The 20341-nt window shown below is 39.5% G+C and carries 20 protein-coding genes and 1 tRNA gene; all 21 read right to left on the minus strand.

The window, feature by feature from the left end; all coding sequences use genetic code 11:
* Positions 1-271: 271 nt before the first annotated feature.
* Positions 272-1294, minus strand: a complete 1023-nt coding sequence (locus BMY66_RS12145; RefSeq protein WP_090395359.1) for a threonine aldolase family protein — start codon at positions 1292-1294, stop codon at positions 272-274.
* Positions 1295-1382: 88 nt separating this feature from the next.
* Positions 1383-1468 (minus strand) — tRNA-Ser (locus BMY66_RS12150).
* A gap of 137 nt (positions 1469-1605) precedes the next feature.
* Positions 1606-2295, minus strand: a complete 690-nt coding sequence (gene ispD / locus BMY66_RS12155; RefSeq protein ID WP_044938538.1) for a 2-C-methyl-D-erythritol 4-phosphate cytidylyltransferase — start codon at positions 2293-2295, stop codon at positions 1606-1608.
* A gap of 2 nt (positions 2296-2297) precedes the next feature.
* Positions 2298-3323, minus strand: a complete 1026-nt coding sequence (gene tsaD / locus BMY66_RS12160; RefSeq protein ID WP_090395360.1) for a tRNA (adenosine(37)-N6)-threonylcarbamoyltransferase complex transferase subunit TsaD — start codon at positions 3321-3323, stop codon at positions 2298-2300.
* The gene (locus BMY66_RS12165) at positions 3313-3897 is read right to left on the minus strand and encodes a DUF6715 family protein (RefSeq protein WP_044938542.1); all 585 of its coding nucleotides are present in this window, start codon (positions 3895-3897) and stop codon (positions 3313-3315) included. The genes tsaD and BMY66_RS12165 overlap by 11 nt, the downstream gene beginning before the upstream one ends.
* Position 3898: 1 nt before the next feature.
* Positions 3899-4810 carry a ribonuclease Z gene (locus BMY66_RS12170; RefSeq protein WP_044938544.1) on the minus strand — a complete coding sequence of 304 codons (912 nt, stop codon included), beginning with the start codon at positions 4808-4810 and terminating at the stop codon, positions 3899-3901.
* A 23-nt stretch (positions 4811-4833) separates the two neighbouring features.
* Entirely contained in the window at positions 4834-5274 is a 441-nt protein-coding gene (rimI, locus tag BMY66_RS12175) for a ribosomal protein S18-alanine N-acetyltransferase (protein ID WP_090395361.1), read from the minus strand.
* Complete coding sequence (tsaB, locus tag BMY66_RS12180; RefSeq protein WP_044938550.1) at positions 5274-5984, minus strand: tRNA (adenosine(37)-N6)-threonylcarbamoyltransferase complex dimerization subunit type 1 TsaB; 711 nt, start codon at positions 5982-5984, stop codon at positions 5274-5276. The genes rimI and tsaB overlap by 1 nt, the downstream gene beginning before the upstream one ends.
* 1 nt (position 5985) lies before the next feature.
* Positions 5986-6417 carry a tRNA (adenosine(37)-N6)-threonylcarbamoyltransferase complex ATPase subunit type 1 TsaE gene (gene tsaE / locus BMY66_RS12185; RefSeq protein ID WP_033153220.1) on the minus strand — a complete coding sequence of 144 codons (432 nt, stop codon included), beginning with the start codon at positions 6415-6417 and terminating at the stop codon, positions 5986-5988.
* Positions 6414-6920, minus strand: coding sequence for a YcxB family protein (locus BMY66_RS12190; protein ID WP_090395362.1), 507 nt, complete (start codon positions 6918-6920; stop codon positions 6414-6416). The genes tsaE and BMY66_RS12190 overlap by 4 nt, the downstream gene beginning before the upstream one ends.
* 260 nt (positions 6921-7180) lie before the next feature.
* Positions 7181-9337 carry a Tex family protein gene (locus BMY66_RS12195; protein WP_090395363.1) on the minus strand — a complete coding sequence of 719 codons (2157 nt, stop codon included), beginning with the start codon at positions 9335-9337 and terminating at the stop codon, positions 7181-7183.
* A gap of 18 nt (positions 9338-9355) precedes the next feature.
* Positions 9356-10420 carry an acyltransferase family protein gene (locus BMY66_RS12200; protein ID WP_090395364.1) on the minus strand — a complete coding sequence of 355 codons (1065 nt, stop codon included), beginning with the start codon at positions 10418-10420 and terminating at the stop codon, positions 9356-9358.
* A gap of 102 nt (positions 10421-10522) precedes the next feature.
* Positions 10523-10888, minus strand: a complete 366-nt coding sequence (locus BMY66_RS12205) for a DUF1667 domain-containing protein (RefSeq protein WP_074791572.1) — start codon at positions 10886-10888, stop codon at positions 10523-10525.
* 13 nt (positions 10889-10901) lie between these two features.
* Positions 10902-12167 (minus strand): NAD(P)/FAD-dependent oxidoreductase, encoded by a 1266-nt coding sequence (locus BMY66_RS12210; protein WP_090395365.1) that lies wholly within the window; start codon positions 12165-12167, stop codon positions 10902-10904.
* Positions 12167-13618, minus strand: coding sequence for an NAD(P)/FAD-dependent oxidoreductase (locus BMY66_RS12215; RefSeq protein ID WP_074791576.1), 1452 nt, complete (start codon positions 13616-13618; stop codon positions 12167-12169). The genes BMY66_RS12210 and BMY66_RS12215 overlap by 1 nt, the downstream gene beginning before the upstream one ends.
* A 126-nt stretch (positions 13619-13744) precedes the next feature.
* On the minus strand, positions 13745-15244 hold the full coding sequence (gene glpK / locus BMY66_RS12220) for a glycerol kinase GlpK (RefSeq protein WP_044938571.1): 1500 nt from the start codon (positions 15242-15244) through the stop codon (positions 13745-13747).
* Positions 15245-15294: 50 nt separating this feature from the next.
* Positions 15295-15873 (minus strand): glycerol-3-phosphate responsive antiterminator, encoded by a 579-nt coding sequence (locus BMY66_RS12225; RefSeq protein ID WP_044938573.1) that lies wholly within the window; start codon positions 15871-15873, stop codon positions 15295-15297.
* Positions 15874-16083: 210 nt separating this feature from the next.
* Positions 16084-17277, minus strand: coding sequence for an ROK family transcriptional regulator (locus BMY66_RS12230; protein ID WP_090395366.1), 1194 nt, complete (start codon positions 17275-17277; stop codon positions 16084-16086).
* Positions 17278-17294: 17 nt separating this feature from the next.
* Positions 17295-18635: a fucose isomerase gene (locus tag BMY66_RS12235; RefSeq protein WP_090395367.1), complete on the minus strand. Its 1341-nt coding sequence runs from the start codon at positions 18633-18635 to the stop codon at positions 17295-17297.
* Positions 18635-19303, minus strand: coding sequence for a DUF4867 family protein (locus tag BMY66_RS12240; RefSeq protein ID WP_044938580.1), 669 nt, complete (start codon positions 19301-19303; stop codon positions 18635-18637). Before BMY66_RS12240 ends, BMY66_RS12235 begins: the two co-directional genes overlap by 1 nt.
* A 16-nt stretch (positions 19304-19319) precedes the next feature.
* On the minus strand, positions 19320-20177 hold the full coding sequence (locus BMY66_RS12245; RefSeq protein WP_090395368.1) for an NAD(P)-dependent oxidoreductase: 858 nt from the start codon (positions 20175-20177) through the stop codon (positions 19320-19322).
* Between the last annotated feature and the right edge of the window lie 164 nt (positions 20178-20341).

Here is a 20341-nt window from a genome sequence, read left to right on the forward strand (position 1 = left end):
CTTTGTTGTTGCCCTCAGCAGCAACTCGTTTATATTATCACGATGCTGTGTTTTTGTCAACAACTTTTTTATTTATTTTTCTTGATTTTCTTTGAAAAATCAAGGGCTGTGACTCTTTCGAATCAGCTTGTAAATAGTATCATCTGCATTGATTTTTGTCAAGCACTTTTTACTATTTTTTATCGCTGTTTCAGCGAAGCTTTTCGCTCACGCGACAGCTTGTTTATAATATCAAACAGCCCTTTGGGTGTCAACAACTTTTTGCAAACTTTTACAAGATTTTTTTCAAAGCTTCAACATCCTCTTTTGTAGTGCCCCAACTAGTTGCAATTCTAATAACTGTATGCTCTTCATCATACTTTTCCCAGAAGTCATAAACCACATTTTCTTTAAGTTGTTCTAGCTTGGCATTATCCATAACAACAAAAATCTGGTTAGTAGGATTTTCCATATATAATGTATATCCCTTAGCCTTCAAATCTTCTCTGATAGAATCAGCCCACTTAACACCATTTCTGCCCATAGACATATACAAATCATCAGTAAACAATTCAGCAAACTGAATGCCCAGTAATCTTCCTTTTGCAAGAAGGGCTCCATGCTGTTTAATCTGAGTAATCATATGTTTAGGAGTATTGTTCTTTGTAAATACTACCGCCTCACCAAAGAGAGCACCAACTTTAGTCCCTCCAATGTAAAATACATCGCAAAGCTTAGCCATATCCGCCATAGTTATATCATCAGCTGCTGCGAGTCCGTAGGCTAGACGTGCTCCATCTATGAAAAGAGGTATTTCATATTCATTACATATAGAATAAATTGCCTCTATCTCCTCCTTGGAATACAGTGTTCCATATTCAGTAGGATAAGATATATAAACCATACCCGGATTAACCATATGCTCACAGCTTCCATCTGCATAATGGTCTGCCAGCATTTGATTTAATTCATCTGCGTGAATCTTTCCTGCATGCCCTGGTAAAGTTATTACCTTGTGTCCGCTATATTCGATTGCCCCCGCCTCATGAACAGCAACATGCCCTGTTGCGGCCGCTACTACTCCATCGAAGTTCTGTAGCATAGAATCAATAACTGTTTGATTCGTTTGTGTGCCACCAACCAAGAAATAAATATCAGCATCAGGACAATTAATGTACTCTCTTATTTTTGCTTTCGCAGAATCACAATATGGATCTTCTCCATAACCCGAAGTAGAAAGCATATTTGTTTCCTCAAGAGCTTTTAAAATGTTAGGATGACACCCCTGGGCATAATCGCATTGAAAGTAAAGCATAACATTCCTCCTTTATATCTCTAGCTAACACTAATATATAAATGAATACAATAAAAAAGGCAACCACTTTCGTGATTGCCTTATCCAGCGCAGAGGGTGGGATTCGAACCCACGCGCCCTTGCGGACAAACGGTTTTCAAGACCGCCTCGTTATGACCACTTCGATACCTCTGCATGCATCTCTCGAGCACGTTATGTATAATATCATCCTATAAGATGGATGTCAACAAAAAATCGTAAGTTTTTTTGAAAATCCTTGAATTCAGAAAATTGTGACAACACCGCATTTTATCGTACTTTTCTGTATGTTTTTAATGGCGGTTTCTAAGTATCGCTTCTCCGAAGGTTGCGTCCTCTGGAGTAGTGACTTTTATGTTCATATATGAGCCCTGAATCATGTGGACATCATGGTCAGTTGCCATCTCTACTATCATGGCATCATCTGTGATTGATGTGTCTGCATTAGGCATAATTTTATCGTATGCCCCTCTGATAAGATTGTATTCAAAACACTGTGGTGTCTGAACAGTCCATACAGTGCTTCTATCTGGTGTATCTAATACTTTTCTATGCGTGTCTGTAATCTTGATTGTATCTTTTGTAGGCATACCTACAACGCATGATTCATATAGAGCAACAGCCGACATACAGCGGTGGATTATATCCTCTGTAACAAAAGCTCTTGCACAATCATGTATCAAAACATAACCATCGTTAATTGCCTGTAGACCCGCGTATACTGAGTCGTATCGTTCCTCTCCACCTTCAACAATAGCAATGCACTTATCTATATGATATCTTTCGATTATTTCTTTACGGCACTTTTCAACGTCTCCTGGCGCCACTACAAGTACAATTTGAGTAACCTTGCTTTCCTGGAATGTACGAAGACAATGAGACATAAGTGGAGCCCCACCTATATTCATATACTGCTTAGGAACTTCCTGTTCCATTCTTTTACCACTACCTGCTGCAAGTACAATCGCTGTAAATTTATTCATTGTTATCTTTCTCCCAGTTTAAGATTTGGAATAGCATTCAAATCCCAGCTATCCCTTCTGCCCGCTAAATACTCATAGTATCCAGCAGCGCCAATCATTGCCGCATTATCTGTACAAAGGATTGGTGATGGATGATAGAATTCTACACCCTTACTTTTGCACATTTCTTCCATAGCTGTTCTAAGAGTTTGATTAGATGCTACACCTCCAGCTATAGCGAACTTATCCATACCGAACTCATCGATAGCCATAGCTGCATGCTCGCATAAAGTATCTATAACTGTCTGTTGGAAGGATGCTGCAATATCCTTATCGTTTACTTCCTCGCCCTTCATTTGGGCACCATTTATATAGTTTAATACCTGTGACTTAAGTCCACTAAATGAAAAATCATACACTCCATCAGATACCTTTGGACGTGTAAATGTAATTGCATGAGGATTTCCTTCATGGGCAGCCTTTTCGATTTTAGGACCACCTGGGTATCCTAGCCCGATAGCACGAGCCACCTTATCAAAAGCCTCTCCAGCTGCATCGTCCCTGGTACGTCCAAGGATTTCGTATTTACCATAATCCTCTACTCGAACAAGATGAGTATGGCCACCAGACACTACTAAGCACAAAAATGGTGGCTTAAGCTCCTTATTTTCGATGTAGTTGGCGCTAATGTGGCCCTCGATATGATGAACGCCAATTAAAGGCTTGCCTGTAGCAAACGCTATTGCTTTCGCCTCTGCAACGCCAACAAGTAACGCACCAACTAAGCCTGGACCATATGTGACAGCAATTGCGTCCATATCTTCCAAGCCCATATCAGCTTCTTCTAATGCCTGCTCAATTACCTGATTAATTCTTTCTATGTGTTTGCGGGATGCAATCTCAGGAACTACCCCTCCATAAAGTGTATGAAGTGGTATCTGAGTAGATATGATATTACTTCTAACATCTCTTCCGTTTACAACAACCGCAGCCGCTGTTTCATCGCAAGAGCTTTCTATTGCAAGAATTTTTATTTCTTTAGTATCCATTTATTTCGTCCTCTGTGGACAGCCTCCATGTAAGAATCTTCCAATTACCATTTGAATCTTTTCTCAGGCAGAAATCCTCGTATGTACGAGTATATGAACTTCCTTCACGTACAAAATAGTACGCTGAAACAAAAGCACACTCATAACCATTTATCTTTTTATACTGAACTTCACCCGACTCACTAACAGAGCTCGATACGATAACTCTTTGACGATTGTGATAGTCCTCTATTTCAAGATTTAATGACGCAACGTAGGTATCTTTTGGATTGTATTGTAACAACTCATCATCCATAAGTTTTCTAGCCTGATCAGCCATCTGCTCAAGCTCATCCTGAGTAAAGTCTTCTGCATAGTAGGCTGTAATTATTCTATTGTACCATTTAACCACTGCACGAGGTGTGGCAGGGTAATTCTTATCAAAATCCTTTGAAATAATTGCCTGTACCTCTGACAGCTCAACACTATCATCTGCGGAAACAGAATCATTGCGGCGTGACAAATAAGCATAGTATCCCACTACAAGAGAAACCATACAGATTACCGCTATTCCTATTCGCAGTACCTTTTTCATCCTACTCCTCCGAAAAATCAAGTTCTATAAACTTGCCGTCTTCTCCCAATTGTGCCTGTGGAAATATATCACAGACAGCTTTCATATATCTTTTATGTCCGGTCATGGATGGGGAAAAATGTGTAAGCCATAGCTCAGATACATGAGCATCCTTTGCGACCTTTGCTGCTTCATAGAATGTCATGTGTTTATTCTGACGAGCTTTTGCAAGCTTTTCTTCCTCTGCGTACATTCCCTCACAAATAAGCAAGTCCGAGCCCTCGGCTGCTTCTACCAGTGATTGTGTAGGCCTTGTGTCAGTACAATATGTGACCCTCAAGCCCTTTCTAGCCTCGCCCATAACCATTTCAGGGGTGAATGTTTTTCCTTCGAATTCTACTGTTTGCCCCTTTTGTAATGGGTTCCACAGCTGAACCGGCAAGCCTAATGCTTTTGCGCCTTCTACGTCAAATCTGCCTTTTCTAGGTATATCTATCGTATATCCATAGCATAGCACATTATGATTAACTTTGAACGCGTGAATGTGATAACCCATTATCTCGAAACGTTCATCAGGCTCTGTAATTTCATGAAAATGTATTTCAAATGGAAGTTCAGGTGCGATAACCCTAAGTGAATTAACCACCCTTTCAAGCCCCTTTGGACCAACAATTGTAATAGGCTCAGTCCTATCAGAATTGCCCATGGATAACAAAAATCCAGGCAAACCACTGACATGATCTGCATGATAGTGAGTAAGACAGATAATTGAAATAGGATTTGGTGAAAAGCCTGCCTCCCTGAGAGCTACCTGTGTTCCCTCACCGCAATCTATAAGTAACCCCTCGCCGTTAAATCTCATAAGACAAGAAGTTAACCATCTATTAGGAAGCGGCATCATGCCAGCCGTTCCCAACAAACAAACATCTAACATTTATAAATCCTCTATAACCCTTATTACAAGCTCTTTGACATACAAATAGCATCTTCTATTGGGTTTGAATAAAAGTATTTGCGCTTTCCAATTTCTTCAAAATCAAAGCGTTGGTAAAGATTTCGTGCAGGTATATTTGAAACACGAACCTCTAAGAATATTGTTTCAACATTTCTTTTTACAGCCTCAGATATGGTGTATTCTAACAATCCTTTTCCAAGGCCTTTTCCCTGATGCTTTGTATCTATTACTATGTCTGGGAGTTCAGCCTCTGGCGCTGTTATGTATAAAACAGAAAAGCCACAGATTACATCATTCTCTGTGACAACCATAATCAATGAATAATCAGAATCAAACGCCTCCTGAAAAGATTTCATAGACCATGGTGTAGGCATAACCGCCTCTTCTATTTGAAAAATAGCCTGCAAATCCGCTGATGTTGCATGTCTATATTCAAAGGCCATTAAGCTTTCCCTTCCTTTTCCATGCGTTCTCTCTCTGCCTGTGACAATCTGAGATAATCAGGTCTGTGATCGGCCGCTGGCTCGCATTCACCATTTTGATAGTATATCTGGCCTAAAGTTGCAACTGATGCTGCATGCTGTCTGTTCAGATGAGCAGGTGCAAATCTGAATGGAACCTTTATGAGATTTGGTATTTCCTCCTTGAATACAGGAACTCCATCTCCTATAAATGTAACCGGCATCTGTAATTCGTTTATCTTTTCTGCTATTACATGGAAATCTACTGCACACTGACTGTGAAGTGTATTGAACTGTCCATCCTGATCAAAAGAGTAAAGGCCTGTGTATACCTGGCCTCTTCTAGCATCCATGATTGGACAAATAACTCCTGATTGCCCCCAAAGATTGAAAGCCAAAGCATCAACTGTAGGCACGGAAACTATTGGGCATCCCAAAGCCAAGCCTAATCCCTTTGCAGTTGCTGATGCAATTCGAAGACCGGTAAAAGATCCTGGTCCTGCTGCCACTGCAATGGCATCGATAGTGTTTAAATCTAACTCAATCATCTTGCCAAGCTCATCAAGCATTGGAAGAAGAGTCTGAGAATGAGTCTTTTTGTACCCCGTAGTGTACTCACCAATTAAATTATCATCCTCTACAACGGCAACTGAAGCAACAAGCCCAGAACCGTCAATTCCTAATATCTTCATACTATATTTGCTCTATCGTAATTTTGCGATAGTCGAATCCTTTTTCTAAATTTTTCTCTATTGTGACCTGGGTGTAATGCTCAGGTAAAATGTCGGTGATAAGATTAGCCCACTCAATAAGAGAGACGCCATCTCCATAGATGTAATCCTCGTATCCGATTTCATCCATTTCTTCGATATCGCCTATACGATATACGTCAAAATGATAAAACGGTAAGCGTCCTGTGTCGTAGACCTGAACAATAGTGAATGTAGGACTACAGATTGCTTCGTCTATTTCAAGACCATCTGCAAAACCCTGGGTGAAGACCGTCTTACCAACGCCCAAATCACCGATTAAGGTGAATACCTGACCAGGACTAGCTTCGCTAGCAAGCTTACGTCCAAGCTTTTCTGTTTCTTCTGGTGAATTTGTTTCTATTACTTCAATCATTTTATTTGAATCTTATAATCCTCTACGTGAGTTTTGATGTATGCAACAGCATCTTCATATTGGTTTGCTATATCTTCCTTTGGGATGATATAAGCATTGATCCTGTTGCTATAAATAAGGAGATAATCCTTCCAAGTGGCTATCTTATAAATATATTCCCATGGAAGCTCCGAATCCTCATCTGCTACTGGCGAGCTGACAACTATGCCTGTGTCAGTAAAACGGTATGTAAGAGGATGCATAAATACTTCCTGGCCCATCTGTGCCTTAGCTCTCATTTTGAGAGTCATTGGAATGTATAGTAAAAAAATTATTGCCACAAGCGGATATGCCACTCTGTATATTGGTGATAAAACTGAGAAACGCAGTATCCAGACAGCAACTAAAAGCACAAAAAGAACAATTGAAAAAATCCCCTGTGTGCTGGTGTATGCGTGATGGATATTGTAGCGATATAAATCCTCTTCTTTGATTTTTACGCTAAATGTAATTTCCTGTCCCATAATCCCAAAATCTCCCTATTTTTTGATATTTTACCATACTTTTGCGCAAAAAAATAGAGCAAGCCGAAACCCCTAACGACTCGCTCTAACCCATTTCTCCTAAAAAGCAAACTGACTGTTACTTTCTCTAACTAAAGTAGAGTATAGGAGTATTAGTTATAATTGTCAATATAATATAGCTTCTATTGATACATTTTGTACAATTACTACAATTTGGCATAACCATTTATGTATATGATTACCCCTTGCAAAACGATTTGTTACTTATCTCTCTTTCCAAGCTTCATTGTAAGACTGATTCTGCCCTTCTTTTCATCCACTGAAAGCACTTCGACATCAACAATATCGCCTACAGATACAACTTCCAAAGGATGCTTGATATATCTATCTGTCATCTGGGAAATATGAACAAGGCCATCCTGATGAACTCCGATATCAATAAATGCACCAAAATCAATTACGTTTCGAACTGTACCCTTAAGCTGCATTCCTGGCTTAAGGTCTTTCATCTCAAGTACATCACTCTTGAGGATTGGTTTTGGCATATCTTCACGAGGATCACGTCCTGGCTTTTCAAGCTCCTTGATGATATCCTCCAAAGTCATCTCTCCAATGCCAAGCTCTGTGGATAACTCTTTGATATTATTAATGCTCTTGTGAATATCTTTAAGAGTGCCTGCTGCAATATCCTTTGTATCGAAACCAAGCTTTTCAAGAAGAGCCTTTGCTGCATCATAGCTTTCTGGATGAACCGCTGTAGCATCAAGGGGATTCTTTCCTCCAATAATACGCATGAAACCTGCGCACTGCTCAAATGCTTTTGGTCCAAGCTTTGGAACCTTTTTAAGCTCTGCTCTGGAATTGAATCTACCATTTTCTTCACGATATACAACAATGTTCTTTGCAAGTGTTTTGTTGATACCTGATACATACTCCAGCAATGATGCTGACGCAGTATTTAAATCTACACCAACTGCATTAACGCAAGTCTCTACAACGCCTGCAAGTGTCTCATCAAGCTTCTTCTGGTTCATATCGTGCTGATACTGACCTACACCTACTGATTTAGGGTCGATTTTTACAAGCTCTGCCAATGGATCCTGAAGACGACGAGCCATAGATGTTGCAGAACGCTGTCCAACATCAAAGTTAGGGAACTCCTCTGTTGCAAGCTTACTTGCAGAATAAACTGATGCACCAGCTTCATTTACAATGATGTACTCAACCTTTTCTGGAATCTCTTTAAGCATATCTACTATTATTTGCTCTGATTCACGGCTAGCAGTACCATTTCCAAGAGAAATAAGTGAAACATTGTATTTTTTGATAAGTGCTTTTATTACTTTCTTTGTCTCTTCTACTTTGTTCTGAGGGGCTGTTGGATAGACAACTGTTGTATCCAAAACCTTTCCTGTTGCATCGACTACAGCAATTTTACAACCAGTTCTAAACGCAGGGTCCCAACCAAGAACATTACGACCTGCAATTGGAGGCTGCATAAGAAGCTGTGTAAGGTTCTTGCCGAATACCTTGATAGCTCCATCTTCTGCAACTTCTGTAAGGTTATTTCTGATTTCATTTTCAATAGAAGGCGCAATAAGTCTTGTGTATGCATCTTCTATAGTTGCTTTCAAAGCTTCATTCGTATTTACGTTATCTTTGCTGATTACCTTCTTTGAAAGGTAATTAATTATATCTTCTACAGGAGCCTCGATAGAGACCTTGAGAATCTTTTCTTTTTCACCACGGTTTAAAGCAAGAATACGGTGACCTGGAAGCTTTGCAATTGCTTCATCATAATCATAATAGTTTTCGTATACCGATTCTGCTTCAGCATCTTTCGCCTTAGAGATAATTCGACCGTTTTTGAAAGTCTTCTCTCTAATCCATGTACGATAATCCGCATCATCTGAAATGCTTTCTGCAATAATGTCACAAGCTCCAGCTATTGCATCTTCTACAGTCTCAACACCCTTTTCCTCATTGAGGAAAGCCTTAGCTTCTTCCTCAAGAGATTTGTTTGTCATCTGAAGAATGATGATATTAGCAAGTGGCTCTAATCCTTTTTCTTTTGCGATAGTAGCTCTTGTACGGCGCTTTGGTCTGTATGGTCTATACAAATCATCAACAACAACCTGTGTTGTTGCTTCAAGAATAGCTTTCTTTAACTCTTCTGTAAGAAGTCCCTGCTCTTCAATCGATGCTAAACAAGTGGCTTTCTTTTCTTCCAAATTACGTAAATACGTTAATCTTTCTGAAAGTGTACGAAGCTGTTCGTCATTAAGACCTCCTGTAGCTTCCTTACGATATCGAGAAATAAAAGGGACTGTATTTCCTTCGTCCAATAATTTAATTGCTGCATCTACCTGAGCTGCTCTAACCTGAAGCTCTGATGCTATCTGTTTAGTAATATCCATGTTGTAACTCCTGTTTTATTATTTTGCCTTCTTTGGAAATAGAAAAGCGTTTACCTTTGCTGAAAGTTTTATTACAAGCTCTGCTCCGCCCCAACTTAAAAGAAGCATCATAATAAAGGCAACAAACAAATCCTTGCTTGTATATCCTTGAACATCTCTTGTTGAGAAGAACAGTCCAATCAATGCATGATGTACCAAAATAACACACCAGCTAATTTTTGAAATATAAGCAACTGCTGCATACATTCTGCCATCTTCCTTGAGAGTGACATCGCGAAGACCAATAATCATGGCAACTGACCATATCGCAAATGTGATTTCTCCTGCTTCAGCTGAAAGCATGAATAACGCAGACTCAGGCGCAAATCCCTGCACTAAATAATGTCCCCAAATGAGAACTGTTATGACAAGACAAACCCACTTAGTCCATGTAGGGATTTGCTTGGTTCCTATTGTTTCATGCATAAGCATTCCAATGTAGAAATAAACTAAAACAAAAAGAGGGTTCATCAGTACATTTATTTGGAATGGATTATAAACAAAAAGCATTACATTGCTAATAATCAAAAGAACTGCAAGAGTGATGAATTTTGCTTTTTTAAGAAGCCAAGCTAGCAGTGGATACACAGCATAACATATAACAATACAAGACATAAACCACTCACCAATAAGGTAGAAGTTGGCCTCAACCTGGAACATCATTCCATCAATACCTAATATGGTATAAATGAATTTCCATGGCTGTACAAATGAAGCTGTGATTCCATTATTTACAAAGAAATACAGGCATGTCATCAGTGTGTATGCTACATAAAAAGGAATGTATAATCCCTTAAAGCGTTTAAGATAATACTGTTTAAGAGAAATGGTATCCTCCTTGTTGTACATAAGGGCATAACCCGAGATTATAAACAAGAAAAGACTGGCTGGTCTGGCCATAACATTAAAGAAATAGTTAATGCCAGGCATTAAAGAATCAGTACCATTTCCTCTATAGATATAGTCCACTGTAAAGTGATAGCAGAATATAAAAATTACTCCAATGACTCTAAGAATATCAAGTCCAATGATTCGCTTTTTCATAAAACACTCCTAACTTAAATTATCTAGTTTAGTATATGCAATGTGGATATAAAAAAGCAAGTGGATAAACCACTTGCTTTCTCTTTATAAGCATGAGCCGGATTATACTGCCTCAACATTTCTAGTTGCCACAACATCCACGCCTGTTCCACATACATTTTTAACTACTACATCGCCAATGTGAACAGGAGCCTTCATAACGGCTGCATCAATTTCCTTCATTACATCGTCGATTTTATCCTTTGGAATATTACTAGCTGTTTTAACTGAAACTCTTGGCTTATCTCCTCCAAGAATAACAGCTGTAGATGTAACTGTTCTCTCAGGATGTGTCACTTCATTTCTTGCATATTTATCACCGATGCCGCAAGTGTTGCCTGTCACTGAGACAACCTCACCTTCATTCAATTCTACTGTAATCTGGCATCCCATTGGGCAGCCAATACATGTTAACTCTCTCTTTTCCATTTTCTGCCCCTCCTTACTCTGCTTCTATCTTAACTGTAATTTTCTTTAAACCTGGCTTTTCTTCTAGCTTAGATTTAAGCAAGATAACCTGTTCCATCTCTCCAGGAGCCATAATACGTTTTTTATTATGCATCACGCGCTCATCATCAAAATATACGCTTACATATGAATCCTTATATACAGCGCCCACTCTGAATCTTACAGTAAGTTTATCATCCATTCTTCCAAGGTCGATTGTTGAAGGAACAGTATAGCGAGCACCTTCTGTAGCCACGATTTCAATTTCTTCTTCACCGTTATCAGCAAGCTCACCCTTGATGAATTTAGCTGCATTCTGTCCTGCTCTATCAGCTTCTTCCGAAACATAGTCAACAAGATCATGAACGTGAAGTACGTTACCACAAGCAAATACACCTGGTATGTTTGTCTCAAGTGACTCATTTACGATAGGTCCACTTGTAATTGGACTCATCTCCACTCCTGCATTTCTTGAAAGTTCATTCTCTGGAATAAGACCGCATGAAAGAAGAAGAGTATCGCATGTATATCTTTCTTCTGTACCAGGAATTGGCTTTCCATGATTATCTACCTGTGCAATTGTAACTGCTTCAAGATGTTCTTTACCTTCAATATCTACTACTGTATGGCTAAGTTTAAGAGGAATACCGAAGTCATCAAGACACTGAACGATATTTCTCTTTAATCCGCCTGAGTAAGGCATAAGCTCTGCAACCACTTTAACCTTTGCACCTTCAAGTGTCATACGGCGAGCCATGATAAGTCCAATATCACCAGAGCCCAAAATAACTACCTCACGTCCCGGCATATATCCTTCAATATTTACAAGACGCTGAGCTGTACCTGCAGAGAATATTCCAGCTGGTCTGTAACCTGGAATATTTAAAGCTCCTCTAGGACGCTCACGGCATCCCATTGCAAGAATAACTGCACCAGCTTTAATCTGATACATTCCATCCTCTCTGCTCATAGCTGTAACTACTCTATCTTCAGAGATATCCATTACCATAGTGTTCAGCTTATATTCGATTTTTGCATCAAGTACCTTTTCGATGAATCTGTATGCATACTCTGGGCCTGTAAGCTCCTCTTTAAATGTGTGGAGACCAAAACCATTGTGGATACACTGATTTAAAATACCTCCTAATTCCTTATCTCTTTCAAGAATAAGAATTTTATCTACACCTGCGTTTCTAGCAGCTACTGCTGCTGCAAGTCCTGCTGGGCCTCCGCCAACGATAACAATATCATAATTAAGCATTACTGATTGCCTCCCTTCTGGTTCTTTGTACGATGTGTAACAATCTTTGATTGTCCACCACTCTTTGTAATCTCCTCATAAGGAAGACCTAACTCTCTATGGATAATTTCCATAACCTTTGGTGAGCAGAAGCCTGCCTGGCATCTTCCCATTCCTGCTCTTGTTCTACGCTTTACACCATCAAGTGTGCGAGCACCAAGAGGTCTGTGAATTGCATCTAAAATCTCGCCCTCTGAAATAGATTCGCAACGGCAGATAATATTTCCATAAGCTGGATTTTTCTTAATTAATTCATTTCTTTCTTCAAGTGAAAGATTCTCAGGATTTAAAATATCCTTGCGAGTTCCAACCCAATTTTCTTTCTCAGTAAGATTCATTGCCTCTTTAAGAAGATTTGCTACCATCTCTCCAATTGCTGGACTAGCTGAAAGACCAGGAGACTCAATTCCTGCACAATCAACAAATCCCTTTGCATCTTCTACTTCGCCGATAATAAATTCATGTCCATCTTCATGGGCTCTAAGGCCTGCAAAGGAAGTAATAACTTTTCTCATAGGAAGATTCTTTACATGGTCGTTGGCCTTTGCAATAAGGTCTCCGATTCCTTCTCCTGTTGTATTTACTCCTTCTTTGTTTTCAATATCAATTGCTGTTGGTCCAACTAACAAATTGCCATGTACTGTTGGTGTAACAAGAACGCCCTTACCAAGGTCTGTTGGCTGAGGGAAAATTGTATGTGTTACATGAGTTCCTGCTTCTTTATCAAGCAAGCAGTAATCACCTCTTCTTGGTGTGATATGTATTTTATTTGCACTAACCATGTTGTGGAACTTATCAGCATATACGCCAGCTGCATTTACAACATACTTTGCAATGTACTCGCCATTGTTTGTACGAAGATGCCACATTCCATCTTCACCTTTTTTGATATCTTCAACTTCAGTGTTAAATCTGAATTCTACGCCATTAACATTTGCATTTTCTGCCATAGCAATATTGAGCTTAAATGGGCAAACGATTCCACCTGTTGGTGCATATAAAGCACCTTCAACGTTATCTGAAAGATTTGGTTCCATTTCAAGTGCTTCTTCTCTGCTTAAAATTCTAAGACCCTTTACACCATTTTTTACACCTCTATCGTAAAGGTCTTGAAGTCCTGGTAATGCCTCCTTGTGAATGCAAACTACCATAGAACCATTTCTCTTAAATGGAACATCCAAATCCTTGCAGATTTCGTCCATCATCTCATTGCCTCGAACATTTAACTTGGCCATCAATGATCCCTCTGCTGCATCAAATCCAGCATGAACAATAGCTGAATTTGCTTTTGTTGTCCCCTCACAAACATCACTGCATTTGTCCAAGACACATACATTTGCATTGTATCTTGATAACTCTCTTGCAATAGAGCTTCCTGAAACGCCAGCTCCTATGATTACTACATCATACATATTATCTACTCCTTCTTTCTAATCCTTCACTAAGATTTGTCATATAAAAAAGAGTTGGCAAAGAGACGCATCGTAAATGCGTTTCTATACCAACTCCAATCTCACGGTATCATATTATTTAATTAATCAGTCTTTAGCCCAACCTCTTGTGGCTGCAACTGCCTTTGCCCATCCCTTAAGAGCTTCCTTACGTTTTTCGTCTGTCATCTCTGGCTTGAACTCGCGGCAGATGCCCCAGTTCTTGATGACGTCTTCTTTGCTGTCCCAATAGCCAACAGCAAGACCGGCTAAGTAAGCAGCACCCATAGCTGTTGTTTCAACACAGCAAGGACGAACTACGTTTGTATTTATTATATCAGACTGGAACTGCATCAGGAAGTTGTTGTTTGATGCACCACCGTCAACCTTTAATGAGTTGAGGTGCTTTCCTGAATCAAGCTCCATTGCGTGTAAAACATCGTATGTTTGATATGCAAGTGATTCAAGTGTAGCTCTGATGATATGGTATTTGTTAACACCACGTGTAAGGCCTGTGATTGCACCTCTTGCATATGGATCCCAATATGGAGCGCCAAGACCTGTGAAGGCTGGAACTACATAACATCCGTTAGTATCATTTACTCTAGTTGCAAAGTATTCTGAATCAGGTGATGAATCTACAATCTTAAGCTCATCACGAAGCCACTGAATAGCAGCGCCTGCAACATATACTGAACCCTCAAGAGCATAAGTGATTTTGCCATCAAGACCCCAGGCAATTGTAGTAAGCAAATCATTCTTTGAGAAGATTGGCTTATCACCTGTGTTCATTAACATAAAGCAACCTGTGCCGTATGTGTTTTTTGCATCTCCCTCATTGAAGCATGTCTGTCCAAACAATGCAGCCTGCTGGTCGCCTGCAGCACCGGCAATTCGGATTGGACCACCAAAGAATTCTGGATCAGTCTCTCCGTAAATGCAACTTGAAGGCTTTACCTCTGGAAGCATGCTCATTGGAATATCAAGTATCTGGCAAAGCTCCTCATCCCACTCAAGAGTGTTGATGTTGAACAAAAGTGTTCTGGATGCATTTGAATAATCCGTAACATGAACCTTGCCTTTGGTAAGCTTGTATATCAACCAGGAATCCACTGTTCCAAAGCAAAGCTCGCCTCTTTCAGCTCTTTCACGTGCTCCATCTACGTTATCAAGAATCCATCTTAATTTAGTTCCTGAGAAATATGGATCAAACTTTAATCCTGTTTTTGACTGGAACTTTTCAACGATTCCTGGAATTTTGCCTTTCATTTGCTCTGCAAAATCCGATGTTCTACGGCACTGCCAAACTATCGCATGATATATTGGCTGGCCTGTAGCTCTATCCCAAACAATAACTGTTTCTCTTTGATTTGTAATACCGATTGCAGCAATATCATCTGCTGTTGCACCGATGCTTCTGACTGCTTCACGAGCTACTGAAAGCTGTGTCTGCCAGATTTCGTTTGCATCATGCTCTACCCAACCAGGCTGTGGAAAGAACTGTGTGAATTCTTTATTGACCGCTGCACACATCTCTCCTTTTTCATTAAACAGAATACATCTGTTGCTTGTTGTTCCGGCATCTAATGCCATTACATATTTACCCATTATTACTCCACTACTCCTTCTATCATTTGGTAGAAATACCTGGTACTGCGCTATAGCTCCCAGACTGCTTCATTTGTAGAAGATACTGCAAGCACCCCATTATTAAGCGCATTCATAACATCTTCTCTATCTGAAATAAGTCCTCCAGCAATAACTGGAACCTTGCTAATACTGTTTATCTTTTTGATAATCTTTGGCTGAACTATTCCAGGGAGAATCTCGATGACATCTGGCTGAGCTATTCCGTGACGATCCTGCTTTTCGATATTAACAAGAGCCATACTATCTATCACAAAATATCTAAGCACTGTGTACATTCCAAGCTGATTTGCTCGCTCAATCAAGCTTCCTTTAGTGGTAATTATTCCATCCGCTTTGACGGTATTCTTGATGTAGTCTACTGCAACATCCTTACCACTTCCAAGGCCTGCTATTAAATCCATGTGCACCATAGCCACCTTGCCGGCTGACTTAATTTTCTCAACGATGTCAGAGATGTTGCAAATATCCCCATACAGAATGAAGATTATTTCGCACTCTGTCTTTAGGGCTTTTTCAAGGCCTTTATCATCTTTGACTGCTGCAATAACTGGATTGTTCTCTAGCTTTTCGATAAACTCTCTGTTCATAGTTTATTCTCCTAATCGTACTGTCTTTATTTAGACATAAAAAAAGAATATGCCTAAATAGACAAGGAGAAAATCCTTATCACAGCCACATTCTCTTCTCTCACGGGCACATATTATCTTGTAAATTAATAATACACTTAGATTTGGGAAATATCAATATATTTTTGCTGAATTCCCAAGCCTAAGTGTAAATAATTGACAAATTTGTAATTAGAAAAATAATTCTTCCAAAACTACAGCTAATCCTTCTGTATGATTGATTCCTTCTGATAATTCTGATTTTACGAAGAAATCATCTGATATTCTATCATCAAACTGTTTGTAGGCTTCGATGAAGCTATCATATACGCCCGGTATATCGAACATATAACCAATGAGAACCACTCTGTTTGGATCGATAAGACTTATGGCGTTTCTAACATTATGTGCAAGACGATTCACCTTTTCTTTTATTATTGCTTTTAATGAGGCATCATCTATACTAATCCACTCCTGGATATTCTTACTACCAACTATATTGCCTGCTTCAACCCATTTTTTAAGGCTAGGCATTTTGTCAATTGACGCTAATACATCATCAACTATGGCATTTGTAGATACATATGCCTCTAAGCAGCCTTTTCTTCCACAGTTGCACATCCTGTTTTCACCAGATGTCATATGTCCTATTTCTGCCGCCATATCATTAGCACCTCTATAAATATGTTGTCCTGATACTATGGCTGCTCCAACACCTGGCCCCCACTTCAGTAGCAGCATTTCACTTTCTGATTTACCTCTACCAAAATAGATTTCACTTTGTGCATAAGCTTTAAGGTTGTTTTCAACAATAACTTTCAAACCAAGCTCGCCAGAAATGATATCAGCAATTCGAACCTCTCTAGTCCAAATATTATAAGTATTAAGAGAGATTCCCCTAGCTCGATCCACTTTGCCAGGAACAGTGACTGACGCTCCTAATATAGTCCCCATCTCGATGTCATTTTCCTTGAGAATTCGTTTGCATTTTGATGTGATTTTTTGAAGAAAATCCTCCGGCTCTATATCCTTATCTGTGAATAAAGAATAATGGCATTTAACCGTTCCACCCAGGTTTGTGACAGAAATAAAAGTTTCGTCTGATTCTATGGCTATGCACAGAACATTTTTATATGCATGGTTAATATCCACAAGAATTTTCTTGCGGCCTGCACGCTTTTCCTCTTCTGCTTCTCCCAGTTCAACAATAACGCCTTCTTCCAAAAGCTCAGTGGTTATCAAAGTAACAGAGGCGGCTGTTAAACCAACCGCCTCAGATATGTCTTTTCTTGACATTGCTCCATTGTTATTGAGTAATCGGAGAATTGAAGATCGGTTACTAATTTTTACGTTTCCTAAATTGATTCCCTGATATTTCATGCCCATTATTTTACACCATTTGCTCAGAAGCGCACAACTTCTATATCTAGCATATTTCCCAGTTTTTCTAACTCATCCGCTATGTTTTTATAGATTACAACATAGTGTGGCTCCCAACCATGCTTAATAGTTTCCTTTACTATCTTTTCAGCAGACTCCTTTGTCTTTACTACAATAGACGCACCATTAAATTGCTTTGGCTTATCCATAACTTCTCCGTCTGCAATAAAGAAGCGGAACTTCCCCTCTGCCGTACGACCTACTCTGAAAATTGTTGCTTCATCAGAAGACTTACATCCAAAGTCCATAACAGGACCAATTTTTCTATTTGGATGAACGCCTACAGTTGCACCTGTATCGCATCTTGCCAAATTACAAGCTGCCATTCCACAATGCCAGAATGTTATTGAGCTTTCCTCTTCATCCATGGATACTGGATCTCCAAAGAATGTGGATTCTCCAGTAAATGCAGTTCCAATGAACATTGAAAGAGCGCCATATACATCAGCCTCACAGCTTGCAGGGATGTTGATTGCATTGAGCAAAGACAGCACCATACATACCGGTGTACCAAATTCTGTAAAGAAATCTGGCCAGCATCTGCTGGATATTGCACCAATGTGATTATCTTCTACGTATGTTTTGTATGCTTTATAAAGACGTGCAAAGTCTTTGATATTCTGCTCAGGCATATTTGAAAGACCAACTACCTGACGTTTAGCATCTTCAAGATATTCCTTGCATTCTTCGTCTGTGTATTTCATTGCTTTATTAATAAGTTCTCTTGCCTCAATTGCCTCAAGAGTAACCCCGAACCTGCTCATAAGCTCAGCATCAAGAGCTCTACCAAAACCAAACCCCTGAGGAGTATGACCAATGGCAGACATTTTTAAGCCTGTAAGCTCCACTTTTACTTTTGCTGCAGCAATTGTTGCTGCCAAGGCTTTCTTAACCTTTTCCTCTGAAGGTGCACCAAATACATGCTCAAACTTTCCTTCACCCCTAAATGCACAAATAGCATTTGCTGCAGAGTATGCTCCCGTAAGCGAATTGCTTCTCAAACGTGTTCCATCAATCACAGGCTCACGAAGAGTCCAAAGAAGGATTGGACAATCAAAGTGTCTAAGTATTTCACTTGCATATGCTGCATTGGCAAAAGTTATATTCTGCAATATTACAAGATTTGGATTTTTGTCTTTGATAAACTCAGCAACAGCATCAACTGTTAGAAGAATATCATCTGGAACAACGATATCCTCATCAATTGACTTTAACAGTTCAATTGAATTATTAAACTGATCATGCGCTGTCATCATTTCATATGTGCCGACACCAATTGGTACGTAAATAGCTTGAAATTTCATCAGTACTTTAACTCCTTGTTTTCTCCTATTAGTCCTGGAAATGCTCCCTGTTTAATAAGTGGTTCACGCTCTGGATGAGCGATTACCCATTTATTCTTCTGAAGAAGCAGTTTGTTTTCTCCCTCACGATTTGCAGGTTTTGATTCTAGAGGTGTATTTGTCCCCTGGGGTAAAATAACTATTCCCTTGAAGCCTTCATCGTAAACTCTGCAAGGTGATAGATGCAGTGTAGTTTGAAACATTTCTATTGCTGTGCCTTTTGGTACGAAAAAGACTTTTGCATCTTCTACTTTGTAAGTACCATCTTTAGCAATCAGCCATGTATGACCAAGTACTAACATAAAATCTGTAACAGCCACATTTATCTCGCTTCCCTTGTGATATTCAAAGCCATTATATGTGGTGTTTCTTCCATTGCAATAACCTACCTGAATTGGCATGCCCCCATAGATTTCATCTCTTATCGCATTTACGATATTAGCTCTTTCCATTTCAGGTACCGATGCAACATATATATTTCCGTTCTCCGGAATATCTGTATCCTTTTCCATATACGCAATTAGTTCATTGAAATCATAACCTGTTACAACATTTCCATAGGTTTTGAACTCATCATCAAATACAGAAAGGATTTTTACATCATTCACTTCATTTAGATGTGATAACATAATTCCCCCAATTTATTTATTGTTCTCTTACAACCTTAATTGTTGCTCGGAAATCTTCCTTACCCATGCCCTTATCAAGAGCTGTTTGATATACTCGACGTGCATTCTCTTCGCCTGGCATATTTACCTTGCACTCTTTCGCAAGATTACAGCAAATGTTTACATCTTTTGCCATGTTTTCAATGGAGAATGCTGTTGTATAATCCTCTGCATCAAGCTTAGATGCCTGTCCATCCAAGTAGAAGTTTTGACCACCACCATATGAAATAGCCTGAGCAAAAGTAGGAATTGAAATTCCGTTTGCCTTTGCAAGAGTGATAGTCTCGTTTACACCGTTCTGAATCTGAGAAACAAGGGCATTGTGGCAAATCTTCATTACAAGACCTTTACCGTTATCACCCATGCGAATAACGTTTTCTCCCATGTATTTAAGAATTGGAAGAGCCCTTTCAAAATCTTCTTCACTACCACCTACATAGATTCCAAGTGTACCTGCAATAGCAGCAGGCTTACTCTTTACAACTGGAGCGTCAATAAAGTGTGCTCCTGTCTTTTTTACCATTTCAGAAATCTCTACTGAAACGCTAGGATCAATTGTGCTCATATCTATGCAGAACTTGCTGCTATCAAGGTCCTCTAAGATTCCTTCATAGACCGCACGTGAGTGTTCACTCTTTGGAACCATAGAAATAATTACATCACATGCTTTAGCTAGTTCATTGGAATTTTCGCATGGCTTTGCCCCCTTTGAAGCAAGCAAGTCAACCTTCTCTTTTACAAAATCAAATGCATAAACCTCATCGTCATGCTTCTTAACTATATTCTCACACATTGACTCGCCCATAATACCGAGTCCTATAAAACCAATCTTCATATCCTCTCCATTCCGTCCTTCCACCTAGACTACGACTGCTGTTACGTAATGCAGGGTCTGCTCCGCAGCTTCCTGCTAGACTACTAAATAACTTCACTTCGTTCGTCATTTAGCAGTCGATTAATGCAGGGTCTGCTTCGCAGCTTCCTGCTAGACAACGAAAT

This window comes from Pseudobutyrivibrio sp. C4, from assembly GCF_900111635.1.
GTDB lineage: Bacteria > Bacillota > Clostridia > Lachnospirales > Lachnospiraceae > Pseudobutyrivibrio > Pseudobutyrivibrio ruminis.

What these genes read in the sequence shown, in the direction of transcription:
- BMY66_RS12145 (WP_090395359.1), bottom strand. Translation starts at nt 1,294, where the DNA reads ATGCTTTACTTTCAATGCGATTATGCCCAGGGGTGTCATCCTAACATT.
- ispD (WP_044938538.1), bottom strand. Translation starts at nt 2,295, where the DNA reads ATGAATAAATTTACAGCGATTGTACTTGCAGCAGGTAGTGGTAAAAGA.
- tsaD (WP_090395360.1), bottom strand. Translation starts at nt 3,323, where the DNA reads ATGGATACTAAAGAAATAAAAATTCTTGCAATAGAAAGCTCTTGCGAT.
- BMY66_RS12165 (WP_044938542.1), bottom strand. Translation starts at nt 3,897, where the DNA reads ATGAAAAAGGTACTGCGAATAGGAATAGCGGTAATCTGTATGGTTTCT.
- BMY66_RS12170 (WP_044938544.1), bottom strand. Translation starts at nt 4,810, where the DNA reads ATGTTAGATGTTTGTTTGTTGGGAACGGCTGGCATGATGCCGCTTCCT.
- rimI (WP_090395361.1), bottom strand. Translation starts at nt 5,274, where the DNA reads ATGGCCTTTGAATATAGACATGCAACATCAGCGGATTTGCAGGCTATT.
- tsaB (WP_044938550.1), bottom strand. Translation starts at nt 5,984, where the DNA reads ATGAAGATATTAGGAATTGACGGTTCTGGGCTTGTTGCTTCAGTTGCC.
- tsaE (WP_033153220.1), bottom strand. Translation starts at nt 6,417, where the DNA reads ATGATTGAAGTAATAGAAACAAATTCACCAGAAGAAACAGAAAAGCTT.
- BMY66_RS12190 (WP_090395362.1), bottom strand. Translation starts at nt 6,920, where the DNA reads ATGGGACAGGAAATTACATTTAGCGTAAAAATCAAAGAAGAGGATTTA.
- BMY66_RS12195 (WP_090395363.1), bottom strand. Translation starts at nt 9,337, where the DNA reads ATGGATATTACTAAACAGATAGCATCAGAGCTTCAGGTTAGAGCAGCT.
- BMY66_RS12200 (WP_090395364.1), bottom strand. Translation starts at nt 10,420, where the DNA reads ATGAAAAAGCGAATCATTGGACTTGATATTCTTAGAGTCATTGGAGTA.
- BMY66_RS12205 (WP_074791572.1), bottom strand. Translation starts at nt 10,888, where the DNA reads ATGGAAAAGAGAGAGTTAACATGTATTGGCTGCCCAATGGGATGCCAG.
- BMY66_RS12210 (WP_090395365.1), bottom strand. Translation starts at nt 12,167, where the DNA reads ATGCTTAATTATGATATTGTTATCGTTGGCGGAGGCCCAGCAGGACTT.
- BMY66_RS12215 (WP_074791576.1), bottom strand. Translation starts at nt 13,618, where the DNA reads ATGTATGATGTAGTAATCATAGGAGCTGGCGTTTCAGGAAGCTCTATT.
- glpK (WP_044938571.1), bottom strand. Translation starts at nt 15,244, where the DNA reads ATGGGTAAATATGTAATGGCATTAGATGCCGGAACAACAAGCAACAGA.
- BMY66_RS12225 (WP_044938573.1), bottom strand. Translation starts at nt 15,873, where the DNA reads ATGAACAGAGAGTTTATCGAAAAGCTAGAGAACAATCCAGTTATTGCA.
- BMY66_RS12230 (WP_090395366.1), bottom strand. Translation starts at nt 17,277, where the DNA reads ATGGGCATGAAATATCAGGGAATCAATTTAGGAAACGTAAAAATTAGT.
- BMY66_RS12235 (WP_090395367.1), bottom strand. Translation starts at nt 18,635, where the DNA reads ATGAAATTTCAAGCTATTTACGTACCAATTGGTGTCGGCACATATGAA.
- BMY66_RS12240 (WP_044938580.1), bottom strand. Translation starts at nt 19,303, where the DNA reads ATGTTATCACATCTAAATGAAGTGAATGATGTAAAAATCCTTTCTGTA.
- BMY66_RS12245 (WP_090395368.1), bottom strand. Translation starts at nt 20,177, where the DNA reads ATGAAGATTGGTTTTATAGGACTCGGTATTATGGGCGAGTCAATGTGT.